Here is a 23622-nt window from a genome sequence, read left to right as displayed (position 1 = left end):
GAGCGCACAAGCGCAAGACAACTCTGCCTTCCCCAGCATCAGCCATTCTGATTAACCAGCAGTGATGGACTAGCTGATACGACTACTGACTCTAATGCTGATCGCCGGTTTTCCACAGCGATCCACAGAAATAATTGTTTTCAAATTCGGTACCTCTTGATATTGTCCAGTCACCAAAGTAACCAATTACTGGATTACGATGGTAATGACGTTACTCGCCATTACTTAGGGGGATCCCATGAAGAAGTCGCTCCGTCTGCTGTTCGCTACCATCGTTATGGCCGCTGCTGTGGCCTCTGCCGCAACCTCCAGCACCAAGCACCAGTTGAGCAGCGGCTGTGAGCCTGTGCCGATCTGCCCTCCCGGCACTTGCGCCATCAACTAGTAACCGACCAGTCACGGTTACTTTTGGTCAATATTTTGGCTTGATGTGGGGCGGGTTAGAGGCTATTCTCCTCCCGAATAGGTACTTCTATGCCCGCCTTAAGCCTGCAATCTGCGCTGATCTGGATAACCGGCCCGATCCTGCAGCTACTCTGTGTCTATTTGCTGTATCGCCGTAAACTACTGCAACAATTCAAGTTTTTTGCTTCCTTCCTCGTCTTCATGACGGCTAAGGCCGTTATTCTCTTTTTTTGCTATCACTACTCGGACCCGCACGGATGGACCTACTACGGCGCTTACTGGAGCATGGCCGCGATGTCGGACATGTTCAAAATCGCGGTGCTGTACGAGATATTCTGCGCCGCGTTTAAGCCATTTGTCGGTCTACAAGACTTGGCAAAAGTGGTTTTCAAATGGGCAGCGGCTTCGATTTTGTTTGTTGGATTCCTGGTCTTCTTCACTATGCCCAGCCCCCAGCAGCAGATGAAGCTTAGCTGGCTGATTGTGGGAGTGAATGATTTCGAACGTATTGTTCGCGTGATGGAATGTGCCCTACTCATATTCCTCTTCATCGGTTCTCAACACCTTGGGGTGGCCAAGAGAAATCGAGTCTTTGGTTTTGCGTTGGGCTTTGGAGTGGATGCATTCTTCCAACTGATTGTCTACAGTGCGATCGCAAATGCACACCTCAGCAAGATGCCCACCTTGGCGCAACTGCTGCCGATGGTTTATTACGCTTCACTGCTCCTGTGGGTGGTGTACCTCGCACAACCGGAGCCAGCGCGTGAATCTACGCACATTCCGTTGGATTCTCCGCTGCTGCGCTGGAACGAGGTTGCGCTTGCCCTTGGCCACAACACCAAGATTGCCATCAATGGTGTTCCTGAGCCGTTTATGCCTACGGTTGAGCGCATGGTCGAGCAGGTCATGCAGAAGGAAATGCTGGTTGATCAGCGGCAGCCACGTGTTGTGTAAAATTCGGTTTTCGAAAAAGCCGTCCCGATTCGGGACGGCTTTTGGTTTATATCTGCTTACGACGAGCTTGTAACCACCATCACGCTGAGAACCGCGCTCGCTCCGACCAGCACGAATGCGGTGGCTGCCACAAGGCGATGAAATCGGCCGGCAAAGAAGCGAGGTTCCAGTAGATCGGCGTAGATCCCGCCTACAAACACCAGCGCGAAAGGCACAGCGCGCAAGGCCGATGCCGAGCTGAACTGCCCTGGCCACCATGGCACAACGATGGCAACGAGGAGAGCAGCAAGATTTCCAAAATAACGGCTCCTGGACCAAAGACAGAGCACAAAGACAGCCGAAAGGAAGGCTAGAACCTCCAGCAGTCCTCCAGGCAGGCTAAGGAATTGCCGCATTCGTCGCGATGTGAGCGCCAGATATTCCGAATTTGGGAGAAGAGCTGCTGCGGAAACATCGCGGAAATTAAAGCCGAAGCAGGCCAGGAGTATCAGAACTCCAATTGCGCAGCTAACGAGCAGTATTCCCAACGTGTGGAGACGGCGTCCAGGCGCCAAGTAAAACATGAAGATCCCACCGATCGCCAGGCCCGCAATCGCCGCGCTGACACTCGCTGCAGCGGTGAGTCCGATCGCAACACCGAGAAGAATGATGCGCGGGCGCCATTTTTCTGCGGGAGCGTACAGGGTGTGAGCCACTCCGATCGCGGTGAATACAAGGCCGAAGAGGCCCCAGGACGCAAGAATCGCTGAGTCTACCGTGGCGCTCGCGAGCAATATTGGGGGACTGAAGCAATAAAGCGCCAGCGCGATGTATCCGCCGGAGTCGCCAAAGAGCCGCCGCGCAACCCACCATAAGGCTCCCCCAAGCCATAGCCCAAAGAACACAAAGGGAAGCCGGACGAGCCAGCGATTGGGAGCCGCGTAGATGCTAAACTCACGCGCGTCCTGCTGAAACCACCGCGCAATGGAGGGAAGAAATCCAGCGCAACGCAGAGTCAATATGCTATCGCCGGGTATCAGCGGTGAACGTGCATTGCTCAGTTGACGCTGCGACCATAGCGCCTCTCCTGCAAGAGCATTGCGCGTTTCCGCCATCGTAAGCGGCAGATGAGCGGCTAGCCAGAGGCTTTGTATGAGGAAGATGACAAGGAACGCAGCCGCAATCTTTTGCGCTCGGTGAATCTCAAACCGCAGGCTGCGGGAGTTCATCTGGAAATTTCTAATCTATCACGCGACCGGAACAACACAAGGACCCTAAAGAAATCCATCATTCAGCCGATAGAACAGCAACAGGCAGATTTGCGCCCATGCTGCAGTGCCTCTCAATTCGACGTGCGCTCGTGGTCGATGACTCGATGCTCATACGCCACACCGTTCGCCGTCTGCTCGAGAAATACGGGTTCGAAGTGGAGTCGGCAAGCAACGGCCTCGACGCACTGCGCGTGCTCTCGCGCCTCCGTCCGAGCGTAATCTTTACCGACCTTGAGATGCCGAAGATGAATGGCCATCAATTGATCGGCTCTCTGAAGTCAAAGGCCGAGACCTTTGATATTCCCATTGTGGTTCTTTCTGCGAAACGCAGCCCAGACGAGCCTCGCGCCGATATCTGCATGAAGAAGGAAGCGGACATCCACGCCGAGCTGTTGAAAGTACTTGAGCTGACGCTTACGCCGGAAAACGCATACTCAGCGGGTTCCTAACGGCAACGAAGCCTCTGCGGACACGTGAATATCGGCGAAATCTCGCGCGCGGTATTTGGGAAACGCCGCAGCGGCGATCATGGCTGCATTGTCGGTCGAGAGTCCCCGGCCGGGAAAGAAGACCTGCAATCCCTTCGCCTTTGCGCGCGAGGTGAACTCATCGCGCAGGCGCTTGTTTGAGGCGACTCCACCGCTGACAATCAGCAATTCGACTTCAAACCGCTGTGCGGCACGCAGAGTCTTCCGCACCAAATCCTGAACCACGGCTTCTTGAAAAGAGGCGACGAGATCGAGTGTGAGCTGATCTAGATTGTGCAGGTAGTCCTCTAGCCTGGGCTCGTGGATGCCGCCAAGCGCATTTCTGCGGTTTTCAGTCGCGTTGCTCATCCCGTGCGTTTCCACGAATCGCAGTACCGCAGTTTTGATTCCGCTGAAGGAGAAGTCGTAGCTCTCTGCAGCATCGGAGCCGTGCCGCTTCTGATTAGCTTTGATCTGCGATAAGGGCATCGCGACTGCTCTTGGATCCCCTCGAACTGCAAGCTCCTCGATGATCGGGCCGCCGGGATAGCCGAGTCCCAACAACTTGGCCACTTTGTCGAAAGCCTCACCTGCAGCATCGTCGAGCGTGCGTCCGATATTGCGGTACGACCAGCCACTATCAGATTTGGTGACAAGGTATAGATGCGTATGGCCGCCCGAAACGACGAGCGCGAGCGCAGGCATCGCGAGTTCCACTGACTGGGAACGCCGATGCTCTAGCAACACGGCGTGGATATGTCCTTCAAGATGATTGACCGCGATTAGCGGCTTCGAGAGAGCAAACGCAAGTGCCTTGGCGTACGTGATCCCCACCAGCAGCGAGCCAGCCAGGCCTGGGCCCTGAGTCACGGCAAAAGCATCCATCGCGTTTAGCTCGAGGTCTGCATCCAAAACAGCTTTGCGCACGACCGGCACAATCGCGCGCAGATGCTCGCGCGATGCCAGTTCGGGAACAACTCCGCCATACGGAGAATGCGTCGCGATCTGCGATGAGACAACGTTCGAAAGCAGCTCCTCGCCATCTCGAACCACCGCCGCCGCGGTCTCGTCGCAGGAACTCTCGATGCCAAGAATCAAGGCCATGCAGTCCTTATGATAAAGACAGATGAGGATCGGTTTCTGCGGCCGCAGTCTCAGTCGAGTCGGCCGGCTGTTACATAGCAATTTTCCGATTGTATGATTTCGTGATTTCGTGAGTTTGAAAGCGACATGCAGCCATGACCACCGAAACCATTTCGGCTTCACATGCCCGCTCTCAAAAAGCGCGCGTTGCGGCTCTTTCCGTTTTGGAACGGATTCGTGCGGCTGGTCACTCCGCGTATTTCGTTGGAGGCTGCGTTCGCGATCTGCTGCTCGGCGTTGCGCCTCAGGACTACGACATCACCACCAGCGCCAGGCCAGACGATGTGCTCTCGCTTTTTGCTGACACTGTCGCCGTCGGCGCTCAATTCGGCGTGATTCTAGTGCTCATTCGTCCCAATGGAACACGCGACGCTACTCCAATTCAGGTAGAGGTCGCAACCTACCGCAGCGATGTCGGTTACAGCGATGGCCGCCATCCCGACGCGGTTCGCTATTCCGACACGGCTGAAGAAGACGTTCAACGCCGCGATTTCACCATTAATGGCTTGCTGCTCGATCCAATAAGGAACGAGGTCCTCGATTTCGTTGGCGGTCGTTCCGATCTGGAACGCAGGATTGTCCGCACCATTGGCGATCCGGGCACGCGGTTTCGTGAAGACAAGTTACGCATGATGCGAGCAGTGCGCTTCGCGGCCCGCCTCGGTTACGAAATCGAATCGCGGACCATGAACGCGATCCGCGAACTTGCGCGAGACATTCACCAGGTGAGCCGCGAGCGCATCCGCGATGAACTCGACAAAATGCTCACCGAGGGACACGCGCGCCGATGCTTTGAACTGCTGGACGCAACCGGTCTGCTGATCGAGGTTTTACCGGAGATAAGCGCAATGAAAGGCGTCGCGCAGCCGCCGCAGTACCATCCGGAAGGCGATGTGTGGATCCACACTTTGCTGCTCCTAGCAGGGTTGGAAAAAGGCTGCTCGAAGTCCTTGGCTTGGGGAGTTTTGCTCCACGATGTCGGCAAGCCACCTACGTTTCGTGTGGCACCGGATCGTATCCGCTTCGACGGCCATGCCGAAGTGGGAACGCGCATGGCAGAGGAAATCTGCCACCGTCTACGATTTTCGAACGAAGCCACTGAGCAGATTGCGGCGCTCGTCGCCAATCACATGCGTTTTGGCGACGCGAAGAAGATGAAAGAGTCAACGCTGAAACGCTTTATGCGCCTGCCTCATTTTGAGGAGCACCTCGAACTTCACAAACTCGATTGCACCGGCAGCCATCGTGATCTCTCACTGTACGAATTCGTGCGGGAAAAGCTGGAGAGCACGCCTGAAGAAGAAATGAGGCCGGCACCGCTCATCAGCGGCAATGATCTCATTCAGCACGGCTGGAAACCCGGCCCGCAATTCCGCACCATGCTGCAGGCTGTCGAGGACGCGCAACTCGAAGGCACGTTACACACGCGGGAAGAGGCGATTTCGTTTGTGGAAACGAATTTCGCACGCTAGCAACAATCGACAGAACCGGCGGCGGTAGCCGCTGGGCCGGAGATGGGCCGAATGGCCAGCTCCGGGCAAACGATGCCGTATACATAAAGAAAAACGCAGCCGCAAAACACGCGGCTGCCCACCGGCTACCGCCGGCGGTTCCGTTGTCTTGGGTCAAAACGCCTTTTCCGAATCAATCAAAATCGTGACCGGTCCATCGTTCACAAGAGCAACCTTCATCATCGCCTGAAATTCTCCGGTCGCACACTCAATGCTTTGTTCGCGAATCGTTGCCACGAAGTATTCATAAAGCGCCCTCGCCTGCTCCGGACGTGCGGCATCGTCGAACGACGGCCGCTTTCCTCGACGTACATCGCCATATAACGTGAATTGCGACACCACCAGCACAGCGCCACCGGCCTCGCGCACGTTCAAATTCATCTTGCCTTCCGCGTCAGGAAAAACGCGCAAGCCAAGCAGCTTGTCGATCATGTAATCGGCGGAAGTTTGATTGTCAGTTTTGCTGACTCCGAGGAGCACGAGCAGTCCGTTCCCGATCCGTCCCACGATTCGTCCGTCGACGGTGACGCTCGCTTCGCTGACTCGCTGAACGACGGCGCGCATGACTGGAAGAATGAATGAGGGTACAGCAATAAGCAATAGGCGGCGAGAGAGGCGAAGACGAAGGTCACGAAGTGTCCCTTCGAGAGGTCACAAAGAAATCACCCACGATGCAGGTTGCAGCTTTTCACTTCGTGACCTCTCGACGTTGCCTTCGTGACCTTCGTGTTCGCCGTCCCCGGTACACTCCCATCGCTACTGCTTATTGCCTATTGCAAGTTCTCCATTTACTCTGCTCTGTCTTTATCGCATCAATCAGGAGAAATCTAATGGGGATCTTCCGCTGGCTCTGGTGTGCAGGCCTGGTCGCGCTGTCAATCACGGCTTCGGTTGCAGCTCAGACTGCAACTTCCCAGACTGGTCCAGCTGCCGTGCCCGATCTGCTCATCCGCAACGGCACAATCCTGACGGTCACTCACGGCGTGATTCAGAACGGGAGCGTGCTGGTCCACAACGGCAAAATCGCGCAGATTGGAACCAATATCTCTGCACCTGCCGGAGCTACGGTGATCGACGCCAACGGCAAATTCGTCATGCCCGGCATTGTCGATTGCCACTCGCATCTGGCCCTTGACAGCGATGTGAACGAAGCTACCAACCCGATCACGCCGTCGATGAACATGCTCGATGCATTCGTGAATACCGACAAGGGCCTGTATCAGGCGCTCGCCGGCGGCGTCACGTCGCTTCTGCTTTTGCACGGCTCAGCGAACGTGATTGGCGGCCAGGCCGTGGTGATTAAGAACAAGTTCGGCCTGAGCCGCGAGCAAATGCTCTTCCCCAATGCGCCGCGCTCAATCAAGTTCGCAACCGGCGAAAATCCGAAGCGCGTTTATGGCTCGCGCAATCAGCTCCCATCAACCCGCATGGGCAACTTTGAGGTGCAGCGCGAGGCCCTGCAGCAGGCTCGCGAGTATATGCGCGATTGGGATGATTACAACGCTAAAGTGCAAAAAGGGGAAAAAGATATACGCGCTCCCAAGCGCGATCTGAAGCTCGACGCTCTCGCCGATGTTCTTCGGGGCAAGCTTTACGTTCAGATTCACTGCTATCGCGCCGACGAGTTCCTCACCGAGATGGCAATGGCGCGCGAGTTCGGATATCACATCCGCGCATTCCATCACGCGCTGGAAGCTTACAAAGTGGCAGACAAAATCGCCGCCGAGGGCATCGCCGTGGCGACCTGGCCCGACTGGTGGGGCTTCAAAGACGAAGCTTGGGACGCACAGCCCTGGAATGCCGTGATGACCTCCCGCCACGGAGTTCGAGTTGCTCTTAAGAGCGATTCCAATGATGTGGTTCGGCGCCTGAATCAAGATGCCGGCAAAGTCATTCGTTATGGCGCCGCGACGCAGGAAGAAGCATTGAAGATGATCACGCTAAATCCGGCATGGATCATCGGCGTCGATAATCGGGTCGGCTCGCTCGAAGTAGGAAAGGATGCGGATATCTCCATCTGGAACACAGACCCGCTCTCCAGCTACGCCAAAGTAGAGAAGACGATTATCGACGGCGAAGTTTACTTCGACAGCTCACTTCCTGGTTTGGGACTCACGCACTGGAAGAACGCTCCCATGTCGGGCAGCGACTTCGATGGCAGTCTCGAAGACGAAATGGGAATCGGGGAGATGCACTAATGAAAACCAGACGACTCGCGATCAGCTTTCTCTCGGTTCTCGTTGCCATCTCGCCGGCGCAAAGCTCCAGGCAGAAAACGCGCATGGCGACTTCAAAGGTTGAAGAGGCTGGTCCGATCGCGATTCGCGGAGGCAAGCTGCTCACGATTACTCATGGCGTGATTGAGAACGGCGTTGTCATCATGGACGGGGGCAAGATTACCGCTGTGGGTGGGTCAGGCACAGCGATCCCACGCAATGCGACAGTTGTGGATGCGACAGGAATGACGGTCTATCCGGGTCTGATCGATTCAGAAACGAACATTGGGCTCGTAGAAGTGGAAGCCGATCAGATGAGCAACGACCTTGTCGAACCCAGTGACGAGATCATGCCGCAGATGCACGTGTACGATGCGTTTCATGCAGAGACGCAGCGCATTCCTGTCGTACGCGTCAATGGCATCACCAATGCGATTGTAGCGCCAGGCACGGAAGACAGCCTGCCCGGCCAGGACATCTTCATTCAGCTCGACGGCAAGGATCGTGACGACATGATTCTTGTGCGCGACATCGCTATGCCCTTGAATTTCTCTGCCGAGCAGCGACGCCGTGGTGGACGCGGCGAGGGTGGAGGGATCAGCAGCCGCTTTCCATCCACACGCATGGGATTGGCATCGCAGCTGCGTCAGGCATTCCTCGATGCGCAGGACTACGAAGCCCGGCAGAAGAGCGGTGCAGGCCGCACTTCCGATTCGTCCAGCAGCGCTTCGAGCAAGGCAGGAGGGCAGAAGCGCGACCTGAAGCTTGAGGCGTTGCTTCCCTACCTGCATGGTCAAAAGCCTGTTGTGATCGGAGCAAAAGATGGCTACGACGTGGAAAACGCAATGCGTCTTGCGCACGAGTTCAATCTCAAAGTCATTTTGAACCACGTGACGCATTCGCAGGACGTCCTGGATGAAATCGCTTCGTGGAAGGTACCAGTGATCGTCGGCCCCATCTACGACTTTCCGCGAGGCGACGAGCGCTACGATGCCGTGTATTCGCTGCCAGCAGAGCTGTACAAACGCGGCGTGAAGATTGCCTTCGCCTCGTATCACGTAGAGAACAACCGAAACCTGCCGTATGCTGCCGGCTACGCAGTTGCGTTCGGACTTCCCTACGAAGAGGCACTGAAAGCCGTGACCATCAATCCCGCCGAAATGTGGGGAGTAGCCGACAAACTCGGCTCACTAGATGTCGGCAAAACCGCCAACGTCGTGATCGCAAACGGCGATCCACTGGATGTGAAAACCGATGTGAAGCAGGTGTTCATCGAAGGCCGCAAGATTCCCATGGAGAACCGACAGACGCGGCTGCGTGATGAGTATGGCGGCGTTCCTCCAGTGCCAGGAAAATAACCGGGAACGGCGAACACGAAGGCCACGAAGTCAACTTAGAGAGGTCACGACGAATGGGGACTGCGGCACGAGCGATAAGAACTCCAGACTCAATCAGTCGAGAGATCATTCGTGCCGCTATGAAAGTACATACCGCCGTCGGCCCGGGCTTATTGGAGAGTGCGTACGAGGCGTTTCTCTCGTTCGAGCTGCAACGGTCGGGATTGAGTGTTCGGTCGCAAGTTGGATTTCCAGCAGTTTACGAGGGAGTTCGGCTGGAACTGGGTTATCGAGTCGATCTGCTAGTTGAGAACATGGTCATCGTTGAGCTGAAGTGCGTCGAAGCCATTCTTCCAGTTCACAAAGCGCAGCTTCTCTCTTACCTCCGGCTAAACGGCAAGCCGCTCGGCCTTCTAATCAACTTCCATGTTGAACGCCTGAAAGACGGTATCCGGCGAGTCGTAAATGGGTATAGCTGGAGATAAATTCCCCCACTCGTCGTGACCTCTCTCAGTTAACTTCGTGACCTTCGTGTTCGCCGTTCCCCGGTCCTTGCCAGTATTTCCCAGCCCCATATAGACTGAGAGGTTTGTTGCGCGCAATTGGCGCAAACAGGAGGACCCTCGATGCCCGGGGTTGAAGATAAAGTCAAACAGATCATCGTGGACCAGCTCAGCGTGGAAGAGAGCGAGGTCTCGCCCAGCGCATCGTTTGTGGACGATCTCGGCGCCGATTCTCTCGATCGTGTCGAGCTCATCATGGCATTCGAGGAGGCCTTCGATCTCGAAATCCCCGACGAAGAAGCCGAGAAGATCAAGACCGTGCAGGACGCGGTCAGCTACATCGAGAAGAACTCCAAGATAGCGAAGCAGTAGAATCCCAAAGCAATCTCCGAACCTGCCCGCCCGTAGCGGAGTAGGCTATTTTGAAGTCGTGGCAGTCACATCTCCAACAGAGAGAGGAACGCGAATGGCCGCTGTAGATGAGAAGGTAAAGCAGATCATCGTGGAACAACTTGGCGTGGATGAAGGCGAAGTTACTCCTAATGCGTCGTTCGTGGACGACCTCGGCGCAGACTCCCTCGACACCGTCGAACTCGTCATGGCCTTCGAAGAGGCTTTCGACATCGAGATTCCCGACGAAGAAGCTGAGAAGATCAAGACGGTCAAGAACGCCGTCGACTACATCAACGCACACGCGAAAGGCGGCAAGTAGCACTTGAGCCGTAGAGTCGTCGTTACTGGAATAGGCCTCATTTGCGGGGTGGGCAACACCAGCCCGGAGGTCTGGACGAATCTGCTGGCCGGCAAGAGCGGCGTTGCGCAGATTACCGGCTTCGACACGACTGGCTTTGCGTGCACCATCGCCGCCGAAGTCAAGAACTTCGATCCGCTCAACTTCATCGAGAAAAAAGAAGCCCGCAAGATGGGCCGCTTCATTCATGTCTGCATGGCCGCAACCGATGAAGCGGTCAAGATGGCAGGGCTGAGCATCACGCCGGACATCGCCGAGCGCGTGGGCGTTCACATCGGCTCAGGCATCGGCGGATTCGACATCATTGAGCGCGAGCACTCGAATCTGATTCAGGGCGGCCCGCGCAAGATTTCACCATTCTTCATCCCTGCCGCAATTATCAATCTTGCAGCCGGCCACGTGAGCATTCGCTACGGCGCGAAAGGTCCGAATGAGGCGACGGCGACGGCCTGCACAACCAGCGCGCACTCGATCGGCGATGCGTTCAAGATTATCGCGCGCGGTGCTGCGGACGTAATGATCGCGGGGGGAACAGAAGCGGCGATTACGCCGATGGGCGTCGGCGGATTTGCCGCCATGCGCGCGCTCTCCACGCGTAACGATGCTCCGGAAAAAGCAAGTCGCCCATTCGATGTCGATCGCGATGGGTTTGTGATCGGCGAAGGCGCCGGCATCCTGATTCTCGAAGAGCTGGATTTTGCACGTCGTCGAGGAGCTCCGATCTTTGCCGAGATCATCGGGTATGGGATGAGCGCCGATGCGTACCACATCACGCAGCCCGCAGAAGAAGGGGAAGGCGGATACCGCGTGATGGTGGCGGCCATGGCGGATGCAGGCGTCAAACCGGAACAGATCGACTACATCAACGTCCATGGCACATCGACTCCGCTGGGCGACGTTCTCGAAACCAAAGCCATCAAACGGGCCTTCGGTGAGCACGCAAAAAACGGTCTCGCCGTCAGCTCGACGAAATCTATGACCGGCCATCTGCTCGGCGGCGCTGGCGGTCTCGAGGCCGGCATTACCGTTTTGGCACTGCGCGATCAGTGTCTCCCGCCGACAATCAACCTCGACAAACCAGATCCCGAATGTGACCTTGACTACGTGCCGAATAAGTCACGGCAAACCAAGATTGAGATCGCGCTTTCCAATTCATTTGGATTTGGCGGAACCAACGGCTCATTGATTTTCAGGCGCTGGACGGAATAACGGGCGGGAGCCATCTCCTAACGTTCTATTCTCATTCAGCGGCAAAACCTGGACATGGCTTCGACCGTCCGCCGGTTGGGCGCATGACAAAGCGACTGTTCGCGGCGTATCGTTAAAGATAGTGTCATCTCGAGCCAAGGCGGTCGTGGTTGTTGTGGTTGCAGTAGCTGTTTTGTATGTTCTCATTTCGCCGCTGCCGGAAATGGCGGCCACGAGTTCCAGTCAGTCTTGCTTCTGCTATGTTCTGTGGCTATTTCCGTTTTTCACCTTTACCATCGCTCCCTTCGCCCCGGTTTTGTTCGGTAAGCAGCTAGAGAGTGGGTCGCCGCTCGACCGATCGCTTCTCTGCACCCGGATCTGTTAATCCTTCCACTCTCCTTTTCTCAAGTTCGAGACACACGGAATACAAGCTGTCGGCACGCGCATGACATTCGCGCATCCACACAAAGGAGCGTTATGCAGACGAAAGAAGTTTTTCAGGCATGGGGAAAGATTCTGACAGGGCAGAAGCCATCGCTGTCGATTGAGATTACGAAGGAATGCCCGCTGCGCTGTCCGGGATGTTACGCCTTTGCTGATGGCCATGTGGGTGAAGGCACCAACTTGCGCGACCTCAGCGATTACAAAACCAATGAGCTCGTAGATAAGGTCATCAAGCTCGTGGACAGTTACCGGCCGTTGCACGTGTCGATCGTGGGGGGCGATCCTTTGGTCCGCTTTCGGGAACTCAGCCTGATTGTTCCTGAACTGCACAAACGAGGTATTTTCCTCCAGATTGTGACCAGCGCCTTCCGAACAATTCCCCGAGAGTGGGCGCGGTATTCCAAAGTTGGAATCGTTGTTTCCATCGATGGCTTGCAGCCGGAGCACGATGCACGGCGCAAGCCGGCAACGTATGAACGAATTTTGAAAAACATTGCCGGCCACCGAGTGACCGTCCATTGCACGATCACCTCGCAGATGATGCGTGATCCGACTTATCTGGAGCGCTTTCTCCAGTTTTGGACGGAAAGGCCCGAGGTGCGGAAGGTCTGGATGAGCATCTTTACGCCGCAGATTGGCGAGCAGGCTGAGGAGATACTGTCGCCGTCGCAGCGCGCACAGTGCATCGCCGAACTCCGTCGCTTACGCATGCTCTACCCAAAGCTCGATATGTACGACGCCCAGATTCAGGAGTTCGCGAATCCCCCGGAATCTCCGGAGGACTGCATATTCGCTCAGACCACTACGATCATCTCTGCCGATTTGAAAACGCAGGTAGTTCCCTGCCAGCTCGGGGGCCGACCCGACTGCTCCCAGTGTGGGTGCGTGGCTTCGATGGGCATGGCTGCCGTAGGACACCATCACGTGGCGTTTGGTGTTACCGCCGGGCAGCTGTTCACGATCTCGAATCGAATCGGAACGAGACTGCGCAAGCTCCGTTCAAAACGCAAGGGAACGGTGAAGCAAGCCGCATAGGTGCAGTTTCGATTGGTCAGCACCGTCTGCCGCAGCAGATAGAACGGCACTGATAGATCCACGGTTCCTAATTGTGTGCGCCAGAGATTACCAGCACCACCACACGATCTACTTCGTCCTTCGTCGCAGCAGGTAGATTCAGAACGATTCCGTTGTCACGCTGAGTAAAGGGCACGCGCATGCCATTTACAAGAAGTTGAGCGCTGCTGATGGTTCCCGGAATGGGCGGCAATGCCAGAAGCGGAGCATTCCAATTGAGCACGTGGACGAAGATCTTGTCAGCCTTCTGCGTGGTAACGCCCCAGTCTGCCGGCGCGATCGGACCACCGCGTGTGCCGTAGATCGAATCGCCGTAACGCGTAAGCCATTCGCCTACCGCATGTAAACGATCAACAAACTCCTGCTGGATCTCGCCATTCGGCATTGGACCGATGTTGAGCAGCAAATTGGAGTTGTTGCCCGCTGCGCGCACCAGCATTTCTTCCACGGTCTCTGGGCTTTTGTATTTGCTGTCGCCGATATTGAATCCCCATGAGTTGTTCAAAGTGTTACTGCTCTCGAGGGGCAACGCCGTGTCTACTACCGTGGTGTTGAATCCCGCAGTATTTCTGCCGGGAAGATCGCGCTCGAAGGTCTGAACATCTTCACCGGGCTTCGGCGCCTCATGGTGATTGGGGATGATGAGCGCCGCGGGTTGAAGCTGATGAATGAGCGCGTACGTCTTTTCGAGTTGCCAGTCGGCATCGGGCTTGTCCCACATGCCGTCGAACCAGATGCCGCCGATTGGTCCATAGTTGGTGAGCAGCTCACGAAGCTGGCCGTCCATGTAATCGTTGATGTACGCGTTCCAATCGCCGTGATTCGGACGACCGTTGTCCCAATCGATCGCCGTTCTCCCACGCGGATAATAATCGGGATTGTGCCAGTCCAGTTGCGAGTAATAGAAGAACAGCTTGATGCCCTCGCGATGACATTCGTCGGCCAGCATCTTGAGTGGGTCTTTGCCGTAAGGCGTGCGCTTTACGATGTTCCAATCTGAAACTTTGGAATCGAACATCGCGAAACCGTCGTGATGGCGCGAAGTGATGGTGATGTACTTCATTCCTGCCGACTTCGCCAGCGCAACCCAGGCCCTGGCGTCGAACTTCTCCGGATCGAAGAACGCAGGCAGCCGATCGTACTCGTGGACGGTGAGCTTGCGGTTATGAAAGACCCATTCGCCATCGCCGAGCACGCTGTATACGCCCCAATGGATGAACATTCCAAACTTGTCGTCCTGGAATTGCCGGCGAGCTTTGAGATTTTCAGCAGAGGGTTGGTAGTTGCTATGAGCCGTCTGCGCAGCCGACAGAGTGGGCAAAAACAGTGCGACACTTGTAAGCAGAAGAGCGAGCCTTCGTAAGGAGGTCATGGTTGTGTTCTGACTACGCGCTCAGATGAACCCGTAACATTCTTCGGCCCAGTCTGAGCAGGAATGGATTCGGAAGCTTCTCACGATACGCCGGCGTTTCTACCACGCGGTCGTCGATGTGAACCGCCTTTTCCTTGATCTTGCGCTGAGCGTCCGTTCCGGAAGGACTGAGCCCACAAGCTACCAGGAGCTTGTCGATTCGCACGATATTCTCGCCGGCCGCTGCGCTGGAAATTTCCGATAGCTGCACGTTACATTCCGGAACCGAATCTGGCGTTTCGTGCCTCTGGAATTGTTTTGCCCAGTTCTCCTCGGCTTCGCGCGCCGCCTGCTCGGAATGAAAGTCCGCGACGATGCGCCGCGCAAGCTCCTTCTTGGCCTGCATCGGATGCAGCGTGCCCGATTGGACCTTCGATTTCATCTCCTCGATCTGGCCGAGTTGCAGATCAGTCAGCAGCGTGTAATAACGCCACATCAACTCATCCGAAAGCGACATGAGTTTCCCGTACATCTCCACTGGCGGATCTTGAATGCCGATGGCGTTTCCCAGCGACTTCGACATCTTCTGCACGCCGTCGAGTCCTTCCAGGAGCGGCGTCGTTAACACAATCTGCGAGCTCTGACCGTATTGGCGCTGCAACTCGCGACCTACTAGAAGGTTGAATTTCTGATCGGTACCGCCGAGTTCAACGTCCGCTTCCAGAGCGACGGAGTCATAACCTTGGGCTAATGGATAGAGGAGCTCATGCACCGCTATAGGTTTTTCCTCCTGGAAGCGCTTATGGAAATCTTCGCGTTCCAACATCTGCGAAACCGTGTACTTGGCAGCAAGACGAATCAGCCCTTCTGAGCCGAGCTTGTCGAGCCATTCGCTGTTGTAGCGAATCTCGGTCTTACTGCGATCGAGGATGCGGTAGCACTGCTCGAGGTATGTACTCGCGTTTCGCTGAATCTGTTCGCGCGAGAGCGGCGGGCGAGTTGCCGAGCGTCCGGTGGGATCGCCGATCATGCCGGTGAAGTCCCCGATCAGGAAGATCACCGTGTGACCCATGTCCTGAAAATGTTTCAGCTTGCGCAGCACGACCGTGTGGCCGAGATGAAGATCGGGAGCGGTGGGATCGAGCCCGATCTTGACTCGCAGCGGCTTGCCCGTCTTGCGTGAGTCTTCCAGACGCTCGCGCAGATCCGGTTCGCGGATGATCTCCACCGCGCCTTTCTTTATGTATGCGAGCTGTTCTTCGACAGGAGGAAAGTTCATGCGATGTGGTTGTACAGCTCAGACTCGCGCTGCTCGGTCAAGTCCTGCATTTTCGGCGAGTAGTCGAGGAAATGCGGAGTGCGGCGATGGGCATCGAGCGCAGCGTCGTCGCGATACAGCTCGTACAGCATGAAGCGCCGCGGGTCTTTGCGTGATTGATGTACGTCAAAGCGCATGCATCCAGGCTCTGTTTGGACGAGTTTCACATAGGAACGGAACATATCGGCCGTCTCCTGCTCCCGGCCGGCCTTCACGGTGAGATGAACAGTCAGGCAGATCATAGCGAGACTTTATTTAATCACGAGGGCTAGTACACGAGGCGACGGACCGCTGCTGTGGTTTACTGGAGAATCTCCACGCGTTAGGCAAACAATCAGATTCAAGAGCAAGAATCAGATGAGCACGCCGGCAAACGACAGTAAGGCAATTGCAGATCAATGGACGCTAGCAGGAGAAGCGGCCAATTACATCCGCAGCAAAACGTCTCTCCAGCCAAAGCTCGCTCTGGTGCTGGGTTCCGGGCTCGGAGCATTTGCTGACGAACTGGAAGCCCGCACAGTCTTTCCTTATGCCTCCATTCCGCATTTTCCCGTTTCGGCTGCCGAAGGGCATGCGGGCAATCTGGTGATCGGCAGCGTCGACAAAACTCCTGTGGCCGTAATGCAAGGGCGCGTTCACTACTACGAAGGCCACAGCATGCTGCGCGTCACGTTTCCTATGCGCGTCTTCTGCCGCATGGGAATCAAAGGCGTGCTGCTCACCAATGCGGCGGGGGGAATCGGAGCGCAGCTCACGCCAGGAAGCCTGGTTGTGTTGAGCGATCACATCAATCTGCAGGGCACGAATGCCCTGATTGGGCCCAATGAGGAGCGCTTTGGACCGCGTTTCCCCGACATGACTGAAGCCTACGCAAAGGACTGGCGCGTGGCTGCCCTAGAGGAAGGACGAACGCAGGGGCTCAATATCTTCGAAGGAGTTTACGCCGCCGTTCCAGGACCGAGCTACGAAACTCCGGCAGAAATCCGGTTTCTCCGAACAATTGGTGCTGACGTTGTGGGAATGTCAACAGTTGCAGAAGTCATTGTGGCTCGGCACTGCGGAATGAAGGTGCTGGCGATCTCAGTTGTGACAAACATGGCTGCGGGAATTCTTAATCAGCCAATCAATCATGCTGAGGTCCTTGCGATCGGAGTTCGCGTGAGAGGCGAGTTTTCCCGCCTGTTAACAGCCATACTGCCGCGACTGGCGGAGTAAGAAAAAGAAAGGCGCACAAATGTGCGCCTTTCTAAAAACCGAAGTCGGAATTGCTACAGAACAGCACCTGTGCGTCGCCGCCAGAAACCAGCAGCAACGAATCCAGTGGCCAGGAGAACTAGAGCGGAGGGCTCCGGAGCTCGTGTGGAAGCGCCGCTCTCAGAAACAATCAAGCCGTTGCTGGTGTTGTTGACATTGGAATACTGCAGTCCGATGTGCATGTCACTCTCGTTTAGATCCAGGCCGGCCGTTTTGAAAACAACATGCCAAGTCCACGAGTACATGTTACCGTTCGCGTTTGCCAGCGTGTACACGCCGTTCACAAGCGCCTGATTGTCGCAGGCGTTCGGAGCGTTGCCCGCCTGGCAACCAGCATCGTTCAGATTCCCGAAGACGGTATTCCCCCAACTACCTACCCCGCCTGGTGCGTTCGTGAGGTTGGCTGAATCGATAGCCTTGCCATCGCCAAACTCAACACTGCTGATGTAATCGCCAAAAGCAGCCCCGCTCGTCGGAGTTGTAGCAGTAAGTGTCACATCGAAGGTTGTTCCTGAGTTCGCGCCCACAAAGTTCAATGTGTACGCTCCCCCAAGACAGCTATTGTTTGGGCACGTAAATGCGCCTCCGACCTGATAGATCGCGTCGGCGCGAGCCGAAGTCGAGAGGCAGAGAAACGCGACCGAGAGTGCAAACAGCGAAAGTCGCAAACTGGTCTTGGTCACGGTCTTGCTCTTTCTTAGCTTGGAGATGCTCGATTCGCCCCTTCCTCTTAACTGGAAGACACTCCTCGAGTACATGCCAAGCTGCAGTGGCAATTGGCACGCCGAAGACCAAACTTTAGCGGCGACACTTGCTACCAACTCGCCTATTTTCAACAATAAATGCAAGGCTGTGGAAAACCTGCCTGGACGCAGTTGCAGCAACTTGCATTTTCGGGTCGGCAACTTGCATCCTCTTGGGCTCAGTCGGTCTGGAGTTGTAACTGGGCGCGATCAGGAATTCCGCAGTGGAGGTAGTACCGCGCAAAGCGCCCGGATAATCTCAAGGGTCCTGTCATCAATCGAGACAAACTCGAAGCCATAAAATTCGCTTCTTCGATGTCTCACGATTGCATATGCCTGCAGATCGCTGTGGGCATTCGGCAGAGGAAACATCACTTTCACCATTTCGCCGGGAATGAGGGGTGCTTTGATGCTGCCTCCAATGCCACGCTCACTCAAATCAGCCGAAGCGCCATACAGGTTCGTCTTCACGCCGGAGCGAAGGACTTCGATCACCAGCGGCACGCGTACGGCATGGCGATGAATGGTGCGGGTAGTAAGCAGCTTTGAGGGGATGTGATCCAGGGCCTTTTCCACCGCGCCCACAAACGCACTCTGCGGCTCGCGGGCGTAAACAAAGGCGTCGGTCACCGAGCGCAATGACTCGTGGACGTGCGGGTGCGCCGATACCACCACTACCTTGGCCTTGCTGCCGCTCCGGCGGATGCCTACCAGCAGTTCAATTGAGTCGACATCGCGCAAAGGATGCACAAGCACCACAGCTTTGAAATCGGAATTTTGCAGGCTGTCGAAGAGTGACGAAGTCGATGACGCGACTGAGCACTCGTACCCGAGCGCTTGCAAGATGGGCTTGCGAATCTCGATGGATTCTCGGCTATCGTCGACTAGCAAAACGCGGGTGGGACCGTCGGTGTCGCTGGCGGCGCGTTCGATTCCAACCTGGTGAGCGCGCTGGCCGTCACGCTCAGTCCATACGACTTTGAATCGGCCCCGCCGGCTGCCATTCTGAACTCCGATAAGCGAGCCCGGCTCGATGCGGCGATTCAGTCCTGCGAGGCATGCTCCTGTTCCGGACACGTCAATGGTATGCGCTTCCTGGACATAGATCTTCCCTTCAGCATCAAGGCTCCAAACCGACACCTGATGCCGCGTCCCATCACGCTCCTCTCGACGCAGTTCCATGCCTGGCCGAGGGTACCTCACGTCGGGGGACTCGGGCAGGATTACAAAGGTAACTAGTCAGTTACGGACACGCGATTTTCGGACTTATTCCCAAGTCCGCACAATCCCGAGATCTCGCAATCCTTTGCAGTCTATTTTTCAAGTAGGCGCCGGATGCAAGGAACTTTCCCCGAATCGGGTGCATAGCGGTGCACACTGCTTGAATATTTGGCTTGTATGTTATTGAAAAATAACCGGAGTAATTGGAAGCAGAGTTGCTGAATAAACCCGCGGAACAAACTGCATGCATAAGTCGATCATTCGCTGGGTGGTTGTAGCTGGGTTATTCATTTCGTCAACATCGTGGGCCGACAGTGTCAGCGTCACGATCACAGGCACGGGTGGAACGGTACAAAATAATGTCTATGTCGCCCCGTATTATCTCAACGTTTCCGGCGGCGATCCGGCGCAAGGGATCCAATCAGGCACACTGACGGTCATCTGCGACGACTACACCCACGACGTTACTTTAGGCGAAGGGTGGATCGCACAAATCAACGACCTCACTACTTCGGGACTCACGCAAACGCGCTTCGATTCCATGCCCAATGCCCAGCGACTGTATGAAGAAGCCGGATGGCTCGCGATGCAGACTGGGCTTTGGGGAGGAACGCAGCAGTCTCCTTCGATGGTCGGCGAGTACAACTGGGCGATCTGGAGCCTCTTCGACCCGTCGCTCACGATGGATAGCACGGCACAAGGCCTTGTTGCGCAGGCACAGAAATATGCCCCGAATGATCTTTCCTACTATTCGAACGTGCGGATTCTGACTCCGGTCGCGCACACCAACGGAACGCCATGGACAGACAGCACATCGCCCCAGGAGTACATCACGATCGTTTCCGCGCCGGAGCCGTCATCATTGGCTTTATTGGGTAGTGGACTGGCCGCGTGCATCTTCCGCATCAAAAAGAAACGAGCTAATCCTTAGCAGCTCGGGAAACATACGACCGATTGCAGGTGCAATCGGTCGTTATGTTTTAGACAGAACTTTACTCACCAAAGGCATAGGCAACGCCGAATCCAATGCGCAGGTAATCGGCAGATGGATAAGTGCCGCCGAATAGCCGGTAGTAGTCGCACTGCAGAGCACGAATGCGGATGTGATTCGTCCACGGCACATCGATTCCGCCCCCAGCGGCCACGGTGAATTCGTTACTGCTGCCGCGGTTAATGTGTGACAGTCCACCCAAAATGCTGACGTACGGCTGAATGCGCCAGATACGCAACCCAGCTTGCGGCCCGGCAAGAAACGACGTCAGGGAAACTCCATTCTTCGTGTAATGTCCCACTTCACCCGTCAGACGCGTAGATGGCCACATCGCGCGCGAGAACGATCCTGCAAATCCGTTGAGGCCCAGAGGTCGTCCAAAACTGGAATCGGTATGAACGTGCATGTAAGTGGCGGAAACAAGATAAGAATATTCGTCACCCGTACCGCCATGGGCAGCTGGAATCGGGGTTTGGGCAATCGCCCAACTCGTAAGAAGGCAGAGCAACAAGGTCGTGCGTGCAGCCATAGGCATATAGAGAGGCGGAGAAAGTGTGGCCACACCCAGCCACTCTGAAACTGCGATGTGCTCTGGATTCTCCGTGATGCCTGCCTAAGGAAAATCGCTTCCAGTTGTCGGCGTACTTGGACTCACACTGATTCTTCGATAATTCAGCGAAGGAATGCTAAGCGCGTACCCCGGAGAGCCGCTTTTTTCGCCAGCTATAATCAATCATGGCGACCTTGCGCCAGCAGATCGCGACCAATGTGCTTACAGCCACGAAGTTTCGTGAGCTGTTGAAGTTAGTTCGCGAGAACCGCCCGAATGATGACCTCGAAATTATTCGGCGGGCTTATGAGTTTTCCCTTCAGCATCATGAAGGTCAGAGTCGCGCCTCGGGCGAGCCTTATCTCGTCCATCCTCTCGAAGTAGCCCTCGTACTTGCCGAAATGAAGCTCGATTCAACGGCAATTGCCGCAGGTTTGCTGCACGACGCGGTTGAAGACACCGATGTCACCAACAAGCAGATCTCCGAAAAGTTCGGCGATTCAGTCGCGCACATCGTTGATGGCGTAACGAAGATCGCCAAGATCAATCTCGCCAGCCGCGAGGAGCGCCAGGCGGAGAACGTCCGCAAGATGGTACTGGCGATGACCGACGACATTCGCGTCGTCCTCATCAAGCTCGCCGACCGGCTGCACAACATGCGTACGCTCGAGCATCTGCCGCCCGATCGTCAACTGCACATTGCGCAGGAGACGCTCGACATCTACGCGCCGCTTGCCCACCGTCTCGGAATGGGAAAGGTTCGCGGCGAGCTTGAAGACCTTGCTTTCCAGTATGTCGATCCGATCGGCTATCAGCAGATCAAAGAACAAGTCGACGCACGAAGAAAATCCGGCGAGGCTTTTCTGGCCAAGACTGTCGCATTCATTCAGGAAAAGCTGAAAGAAAACGGGGTCGACGCCCGTGTCGATCACCGCATCAAGCGCCTTTACAGCATCGCGCAAAAGCTTCAGCGGCAGCGCATCTCCGTCGATCAGGTCTATGACCTGCTGGCGATTCGCATCATTACCAAATCGGTAAAAGATTGTTACACAGCCCTGGGTGCGATTCACAGTATCTGGCGCCCGGTGCCGGGGCGAATCAAAGACTTCATCGCCATGCCGAGGCCGAATCTTTATCAGTCTCTGCACACCACGGTCATGGCGGAAGGCGGTATGCAGTTCGAAGTGCAGATTCGCACCGAAGAGATGCACAAGATGGCCGAGGACGGCATCGCGGCCCACTGGAAGTACAAAGACGGCACTCCGGTTACGGCCAAAGACGAGCAGCGACTCTCATGGCTGCGCCAGGTGGTTGAGTGGCAGCGCGATGTCTCCGATCCCAACGAGTTCCTCTCCACCCTCAAAATCGATCTGTACCCTGAAGAGGTCTATACCTTTTCCCCAAAAGGGAAAGTTGTCATCTTGCCGCGAGATGCCTGCTGCATTGACTTCGCTTATTCCATCCATACCGAAGTGGGAAACACGTGCGTAGGAGCGAAAGTCAACGGGCGCATCGTTCCGCTGCGCTACAAGCTGCGAAATGGCGACATTGTCGAGATCATCACGCAGACCGGTCACCAGCCCAGCCGTGATTGGCTCGGCTTCGTAAAGTCCTCGCGAGCGCGCAACAAGATCAAGCATTGGCTCCTGGTGCATCAGCGGGAGCGCGCGGTCGAAATTGGCCGAAAGGTTCTGGAGAAGGAAGCACGCAAGTACAAAGTCAGCCTCAAAGATGTGAAGCCGGAGAATTATCAGGCGGTCGCAACCGAGTACGGCATCGGCTCAACGGAACAAGATCTTCTCGCTGCAGTCGGCTACGGCAAGTTCTCCGCCCGCGCCGTGCTCAAGAGACTTGCACCGGGAGTGACCTCGGCCGAACCGGATCACGAAGACGATGACAAGAGCCTGATCGGCGGCATGATCCGCAAGGTCTTCGGTGACGACAGCGGATCGCTGAAGGTGCAGGGACACGACGAGTTACTCGTCTATCGCGCGCGCTGCTGCAATCCAATTCGCGGTGAGGAAATCGTCGGATACGTGACACGCGGAAAAGGCGTCGCGGTGCATGCGAAATCCTGCCCGAATGTCACCAATCTGATGTACGAACCCGATCGCCGCATCAACGTCACCTGGGGACGTCCAGGCGCCGCAAAATCAGGCCCAACTAAGGCCACTTATCCCGTTAAACTCACCGTCATGTGCGATGATCGCCAGGGAATGCTGAAGCAAGTAACGGCGATCATCAGCGACGACCACACAAACATCCGCAACATGGATGTCCGCACCGGCGACAGCCGTGCCTCCATCGATATCACCATCGACATCGAAGACGTAAAGCACCTGGAGAGAATCGTTTCGGGAATCCGCAAGATTCCAGGCATCATCGACGTGCAGCGTCAGAACAAGATGTGAGCGCAAGAGCTGTGTTTATCGACACAGCCGGCACTGAAATTAGCTGCGCGGCTGTGCCGAGATAGGCCTATGTAAAGAACACACCGTTCTGCTCACGTCCCAAAACGGAAATCAGGTTGCGGGTGGGATCCGGCGGTTCGGATTTGAAGGCAAAGCCTTCCTGCTCCGAGCTCCATTCGATGGTGGTCTGTGTCGCTGAGAACGTTCCTTTGAAGCTTTGAGCCGGATTGTTAATGGTTGCGGTTTGCAGCGCGCCATTCCAACGGATATCGAACGACACACGCGCCTTCACGGGGAACACTCCCGGAATCGGCGGTGTTGGAATGCCGAGCCCCTGGGTGAGCGAGTTGGCGAGATCGTGATCGTCGAAGACCACCATATCGCGCACGCGCAGCCTGGCTTGGGCGCTGTCAAAATCGACTTCAACAGCATCGTGATTTACCGGAATCATCCAGAACACGTCGTTGCTATCGACGTGAACGTTATAGTCGTGAATCTGTTGCGGGAGACTGGCCGATCCAGCCGGACCGGTGTACAGGT

General features: G+C 55.9%; 24 protein-coding genes. 14 read left to right on the top strand and 10 right to left on the bottom strand.

Features of this window, described 5'->3' with window-relative positions; genetic code table 11:
- Positions 1-238 precede the first annotated feature (238 nt).
- A complete protein-coding gene (locus tag VFU50_13545; GenBank protein HEU5233882.1) occupies positions 239-385 on the top strand; it encodes a hypothetical protein in 147 nt (48 codons plus the stop codon).
- A gap of 89 nt (positions 386-474) precedes the next feature.
- On the top strand, positions 475-1359 hold the full coding sequence (locus VFU50_13540) for a hypothetical protein (protein HEU5233881.1): 885 nt from the start codon (positions 475-477) through the stop codon (positions 1357-1359).
- Positions 1360-1415: 56 nt separating this feature from the next.
- Here VFU50_13540 and VFU50_13535 read toward each other — a convergent pair whose 3' ends face one another.
- Entirely contained in the window at positions 1416-2567 is a 1152-nt protein-coding gene (locus VFU50_13535; protein ID HEU5233880.1) for a hypothetical protein, read from the bottom strand.
- A gap of 98 nt (positions 2568-2665) precedes the next feature.
- On the opposite strand from VFU50_13535, the gene VFU50_13530 reads away from it, so the two are divergent.
- A complete protein-coding gene (locus tag VFU50_13530; protein HEU5233879.1) occupies positions 2666-3058 on the top strand; it encodes a response regulator in 393 nt (130 codons plus the stop codon).
- Here VFU50_13530 and tsaD read toward each other — a convergent pair.
- Positions 3044-4180 carry a tRNA (adenosine(37)-N6)-threonylcarbamoyltransferase complex transferase subunit TsaD gene (tsaD, locus tag VFU50_13525; GenBank protein HEU5233878.1) on the bottom strand — a complete coding sequence of 379 codons (1137 nt, stop codon included), beginning with the start codon at positions 4178-4180 and terminating at the stop codon, positions 3044-3046. The two genes, VFU50_13530 and tsaD, sit on opposite strands and share 15 nt — an antisense overlap.
- A 134-nt stretch (positions 4181-4314) precedes the next feature.
- On the opposite strand from tsaD, the gene VFU50_13520 reads away from it, so the two are divergent.
- Positions 4315-5691, top strand: coding sequence for a CCA tRNA nucleotidyltransferase (locus VFU50_13520; protein HEU5233877.1), 1377 nt, complete (start codon positions 4315-4317; stop codon positions 5689-5691).
- Positions 5692-5844: 153 nt separating this feature from the next.
- Here the strand turns inward: VFU50_13520 and dtd are convergent, their stop codons facing one another.
- The gene (gene dtd / locus VFU50_13515; GenBank protein ID HEU5233876.1) at positions 5845-6294 is read right to left on the bottom strand and encodes a D-aminoacyl-tRNA deacylase; all 450 of its coding nucleotides are present in this window, start codon (positions 6292-6294) and stop codon (positions 5845-5847) included.
- A gap of 266 nt (positions 6295-6560) precedes the next feature.
- On the opposite strand from dtd, the gene VFU50_13510 reads away from it, so the two are divergent.
- The 7 genes from VFU50_13510 (at position 6561) to VFU50_13480 (ending at position 13204) form a co-directional block, all read left to right on the top strand.
- On the top strand, positions 6561-7928 hold the full coding sequence (locus VFU50_13510) for an amidohydrolase family protein (protein HEU5233875.1): 1368 nt from the start codon (positions 6561-6563) through the stop codon (positions 7926-7928).
- Entirely contained in the window at positions 7928-9304 is a 1377-nt protein-coding gene (locus VFU50_13505; GenBank protein HEU5233874.1) for an amidohydrolase family protein, read from the top strand. The genes VFU50_13510 and VFU50_13505 overlap by 1 nt, the downstream gene beginning before the upstream one ends.
- Positions 9305-9357: 53 nt before the next feature.
- Positions 9358-9768, top strand: coding sequence for a GxxExxY protein (locus VFU50_13500; protein HEU5233873.1), 411 nt, complete (start codon positions 9358-9360; stop codon positions 9766-9768).
- Between the two features lie 141 nt (positions 9769-9909).
- Positions 9910-10158 carry an acyl carrier protein gene (gene acpP / locus VFU50_13495; GenBank protein HEU5233872.1) on the top strand — a complete coding sequence of 83 codons (249 nt, stop codon included), beginning with the start codon at positions 9910-9912 and terminating at the stop codon, positions 10156-10158.
- A gap of 94 nt (positions 10159-10252) precedes the next feature.
- Positions 10253-10498: an acyl carrier protein gene (gene acpP, locus VFU50_13490; protein HEU5233871.1), complete on the top strand. Its 246-nt coding sequence runs from the start codon at positions 10253-10255 to the stop codon at positions 10496-10498.
- Between the two features lie 3 nt (positions 10499-10501).
- Positions 10502-11746 carry a beta-ketoacyl-ACP synthase II gene (gene fabF, locus VFU50_13485; GenBank protein HEU5233870.1) on the top strand — a complete coding sequence of 415 codons (1245 nt, stop codon included), beginning with the start codon at positions 10502-10504 and terminating at the stop codon, positions 11744-11746.
- A 456-nt stretch (positions 11747-12202) separates the two neighbouring features.
- A complete protein-coding gene (locus VFU50_13480; GenBank protein HEU5233869.1) occupies positions 12203-13204 on the top strand; it encodes a radical SAM protein in 1002 nt (333 codons plus the stop codon).
- Between the two features lie 67 nt (positions 13205-13271).
- Here the strand turns inward: VFU50_13480 and VFU50_13475 are convergent, their stop codons facing one another.
- Genes VFU50_13475 through VFU50_13465 form a run of 3 tightly spaced genes read right to left on the bottom strand, consistent with a single transcriptional unit; the run spans position 13272 to position 16154 of the window.
- Positions 13272-14615, bottom strand: coding sequence for an alpha-L-fucosidase (locus VFU50_13475; protein HEU5233868.1), 1344 nt, complete (start codon positions 14613-14615; stop codon positions 13272-13274).
- A 13-nt stretch (positions 14616-14628) separates the two neighbouring features.
- Positions 14629-15873, bottom strand: a complete 1245-nt coding sequence (tyrS, locus tag VFU50_13470) for a tyrosine--tRNA ligase (GenBank protein HEU5233867.1) — start codon at positions 15871-15873, stop codon at positions 14629-14631.
- Positions 15870-16154, bottom strand: a complete 285-nt coding sequence (locus tag VFU50_13465) for an antibiotic biosynthesis monooxygenase family protein (GenBank protein ID HEU5233866.1) — start codon at positions 16152-16154, stop codon at positions 15870-15872. The genes tyrS and VFU50_13465 overlap by 4 nt, the downstream gene beginning before the upstream one ends.
- 115 nt (positions 16155-16269) lie before the next feature.
- Between VFU50_13465 and VFU50_13460 the strand changes: the two genes are divergently transcribed.
- Positions 16270-17127 carry a purine-nucleoside phosphorylase gene (locus VFU50_13460; GenBank protein HEU5233865.1) on the top strand — a complete coding sequence of 286 codons (858 nt, stop codon included), beginning with the start codon at positions 16270-16272 and terminating at the stop codon, positions 17125-17127.
- A gap of 53 nt (positions 17128-17180) precedes the next feature.
- Here VFU50_13460 and VFU50_13455 read toward each other — a convergent pair whose 3' ends face one another.
- Complete coding sequence (locus VFU50_13455) at positions 17181-17849, bottom strand: PEP-CTERM sorting domain-containing protein (protein ID HEU5233864.1); 669 nt, start codon at positions 17847-17849, stop codon at positions 17181-17183.
- Between the two features lie 270 nt (positions 17850-18119).
- Positions 18120-19091, bottom strand: a complete 972-nt coding sequence (locus tag VFU50_13450) for a response regulator (GenBank protein HEU5233863.1) — start codon at positions 19089-19091, stop codon at positions 18120-18122.
- 283 nt (positions 19092-19374) lie between these two features.
- On the opposite strand from VFU50_13450, the gene VFU50_13445 reads away from it, so the two are divergent.
- Positions 19375-20061, top strand: a complete 687-nt coding sequence (locus VFU50_13445; GenBank protein ID HEU5233862.1) for a PEP-CTERM sorting domain-containing protein — start codon at positions 19375-19377, stop codon at positions 20059-20061.
- 61 nt (positions 20062-20122) lie between these two features.
- On the opposite strand, the gene VFU50_13440 is transcribed toward VFU50_13445, so the two are convergent.
- Positions 20123-20650 carry a hypothetical protein gene (locus VFU50_13440; protein ID HEU5233861.1) on the bottom strand — a complete coding sequence of 176 codons (528 nt, stop codon included), beginning with the start codon at positions 20648-20650 and terminating at the stop codon, positions 20123-20125.
- Positions 20651-20856: 206 nt separating this feature from the next.
- Between VFU50_13440 and VFU50_13435 the strand changes: the two genes are divergently transcribed.
- Positions 20857-23082 carry a bifunctional (p)ppGpp synthetase/guanosine-3',5'-bis(diphosphate) 3'-pyrophosphohydrolase gene (locus tag VFU50_13435; protein HEU5233860.1) on the top strand — a complete coding sequence of 742 codons (2226 nt, stop codon included), beginning with the start codon at positions 20857-20859 and terminating at the stop codon, positions 23080-23082.
- A gap of 67 nt (positions 23083-23149) precedes the next feature.
- On the opposite strand, the gene VFU50_13430 is transcribed toward VFU50_13435, so the two are convergent.
- Positions 23150-23533, bottom strand: a complete 384-nt coding sequence (locus VFU50_13430; GenBank protein ID HEU5233859.1) for a hypothetical protein — start codon at positions 23531-23533, stop codon at positions 23150-23152.
- Positions 23534-23622: the final 89 nt, after the last annotated feature.

This window comes from Terriglobales bacterium (assembly GCA_035764005.1).
In the GTDB taxonomy this organism is placed as follows: Bacteria; Acidobacteriota; Terriglobia; order Terriglobales; family Acidobacteriaceae; genus Gp1-AA112.
This window is presented reverse-complemented; position numbering and strand designations above follow the sequence as displayed.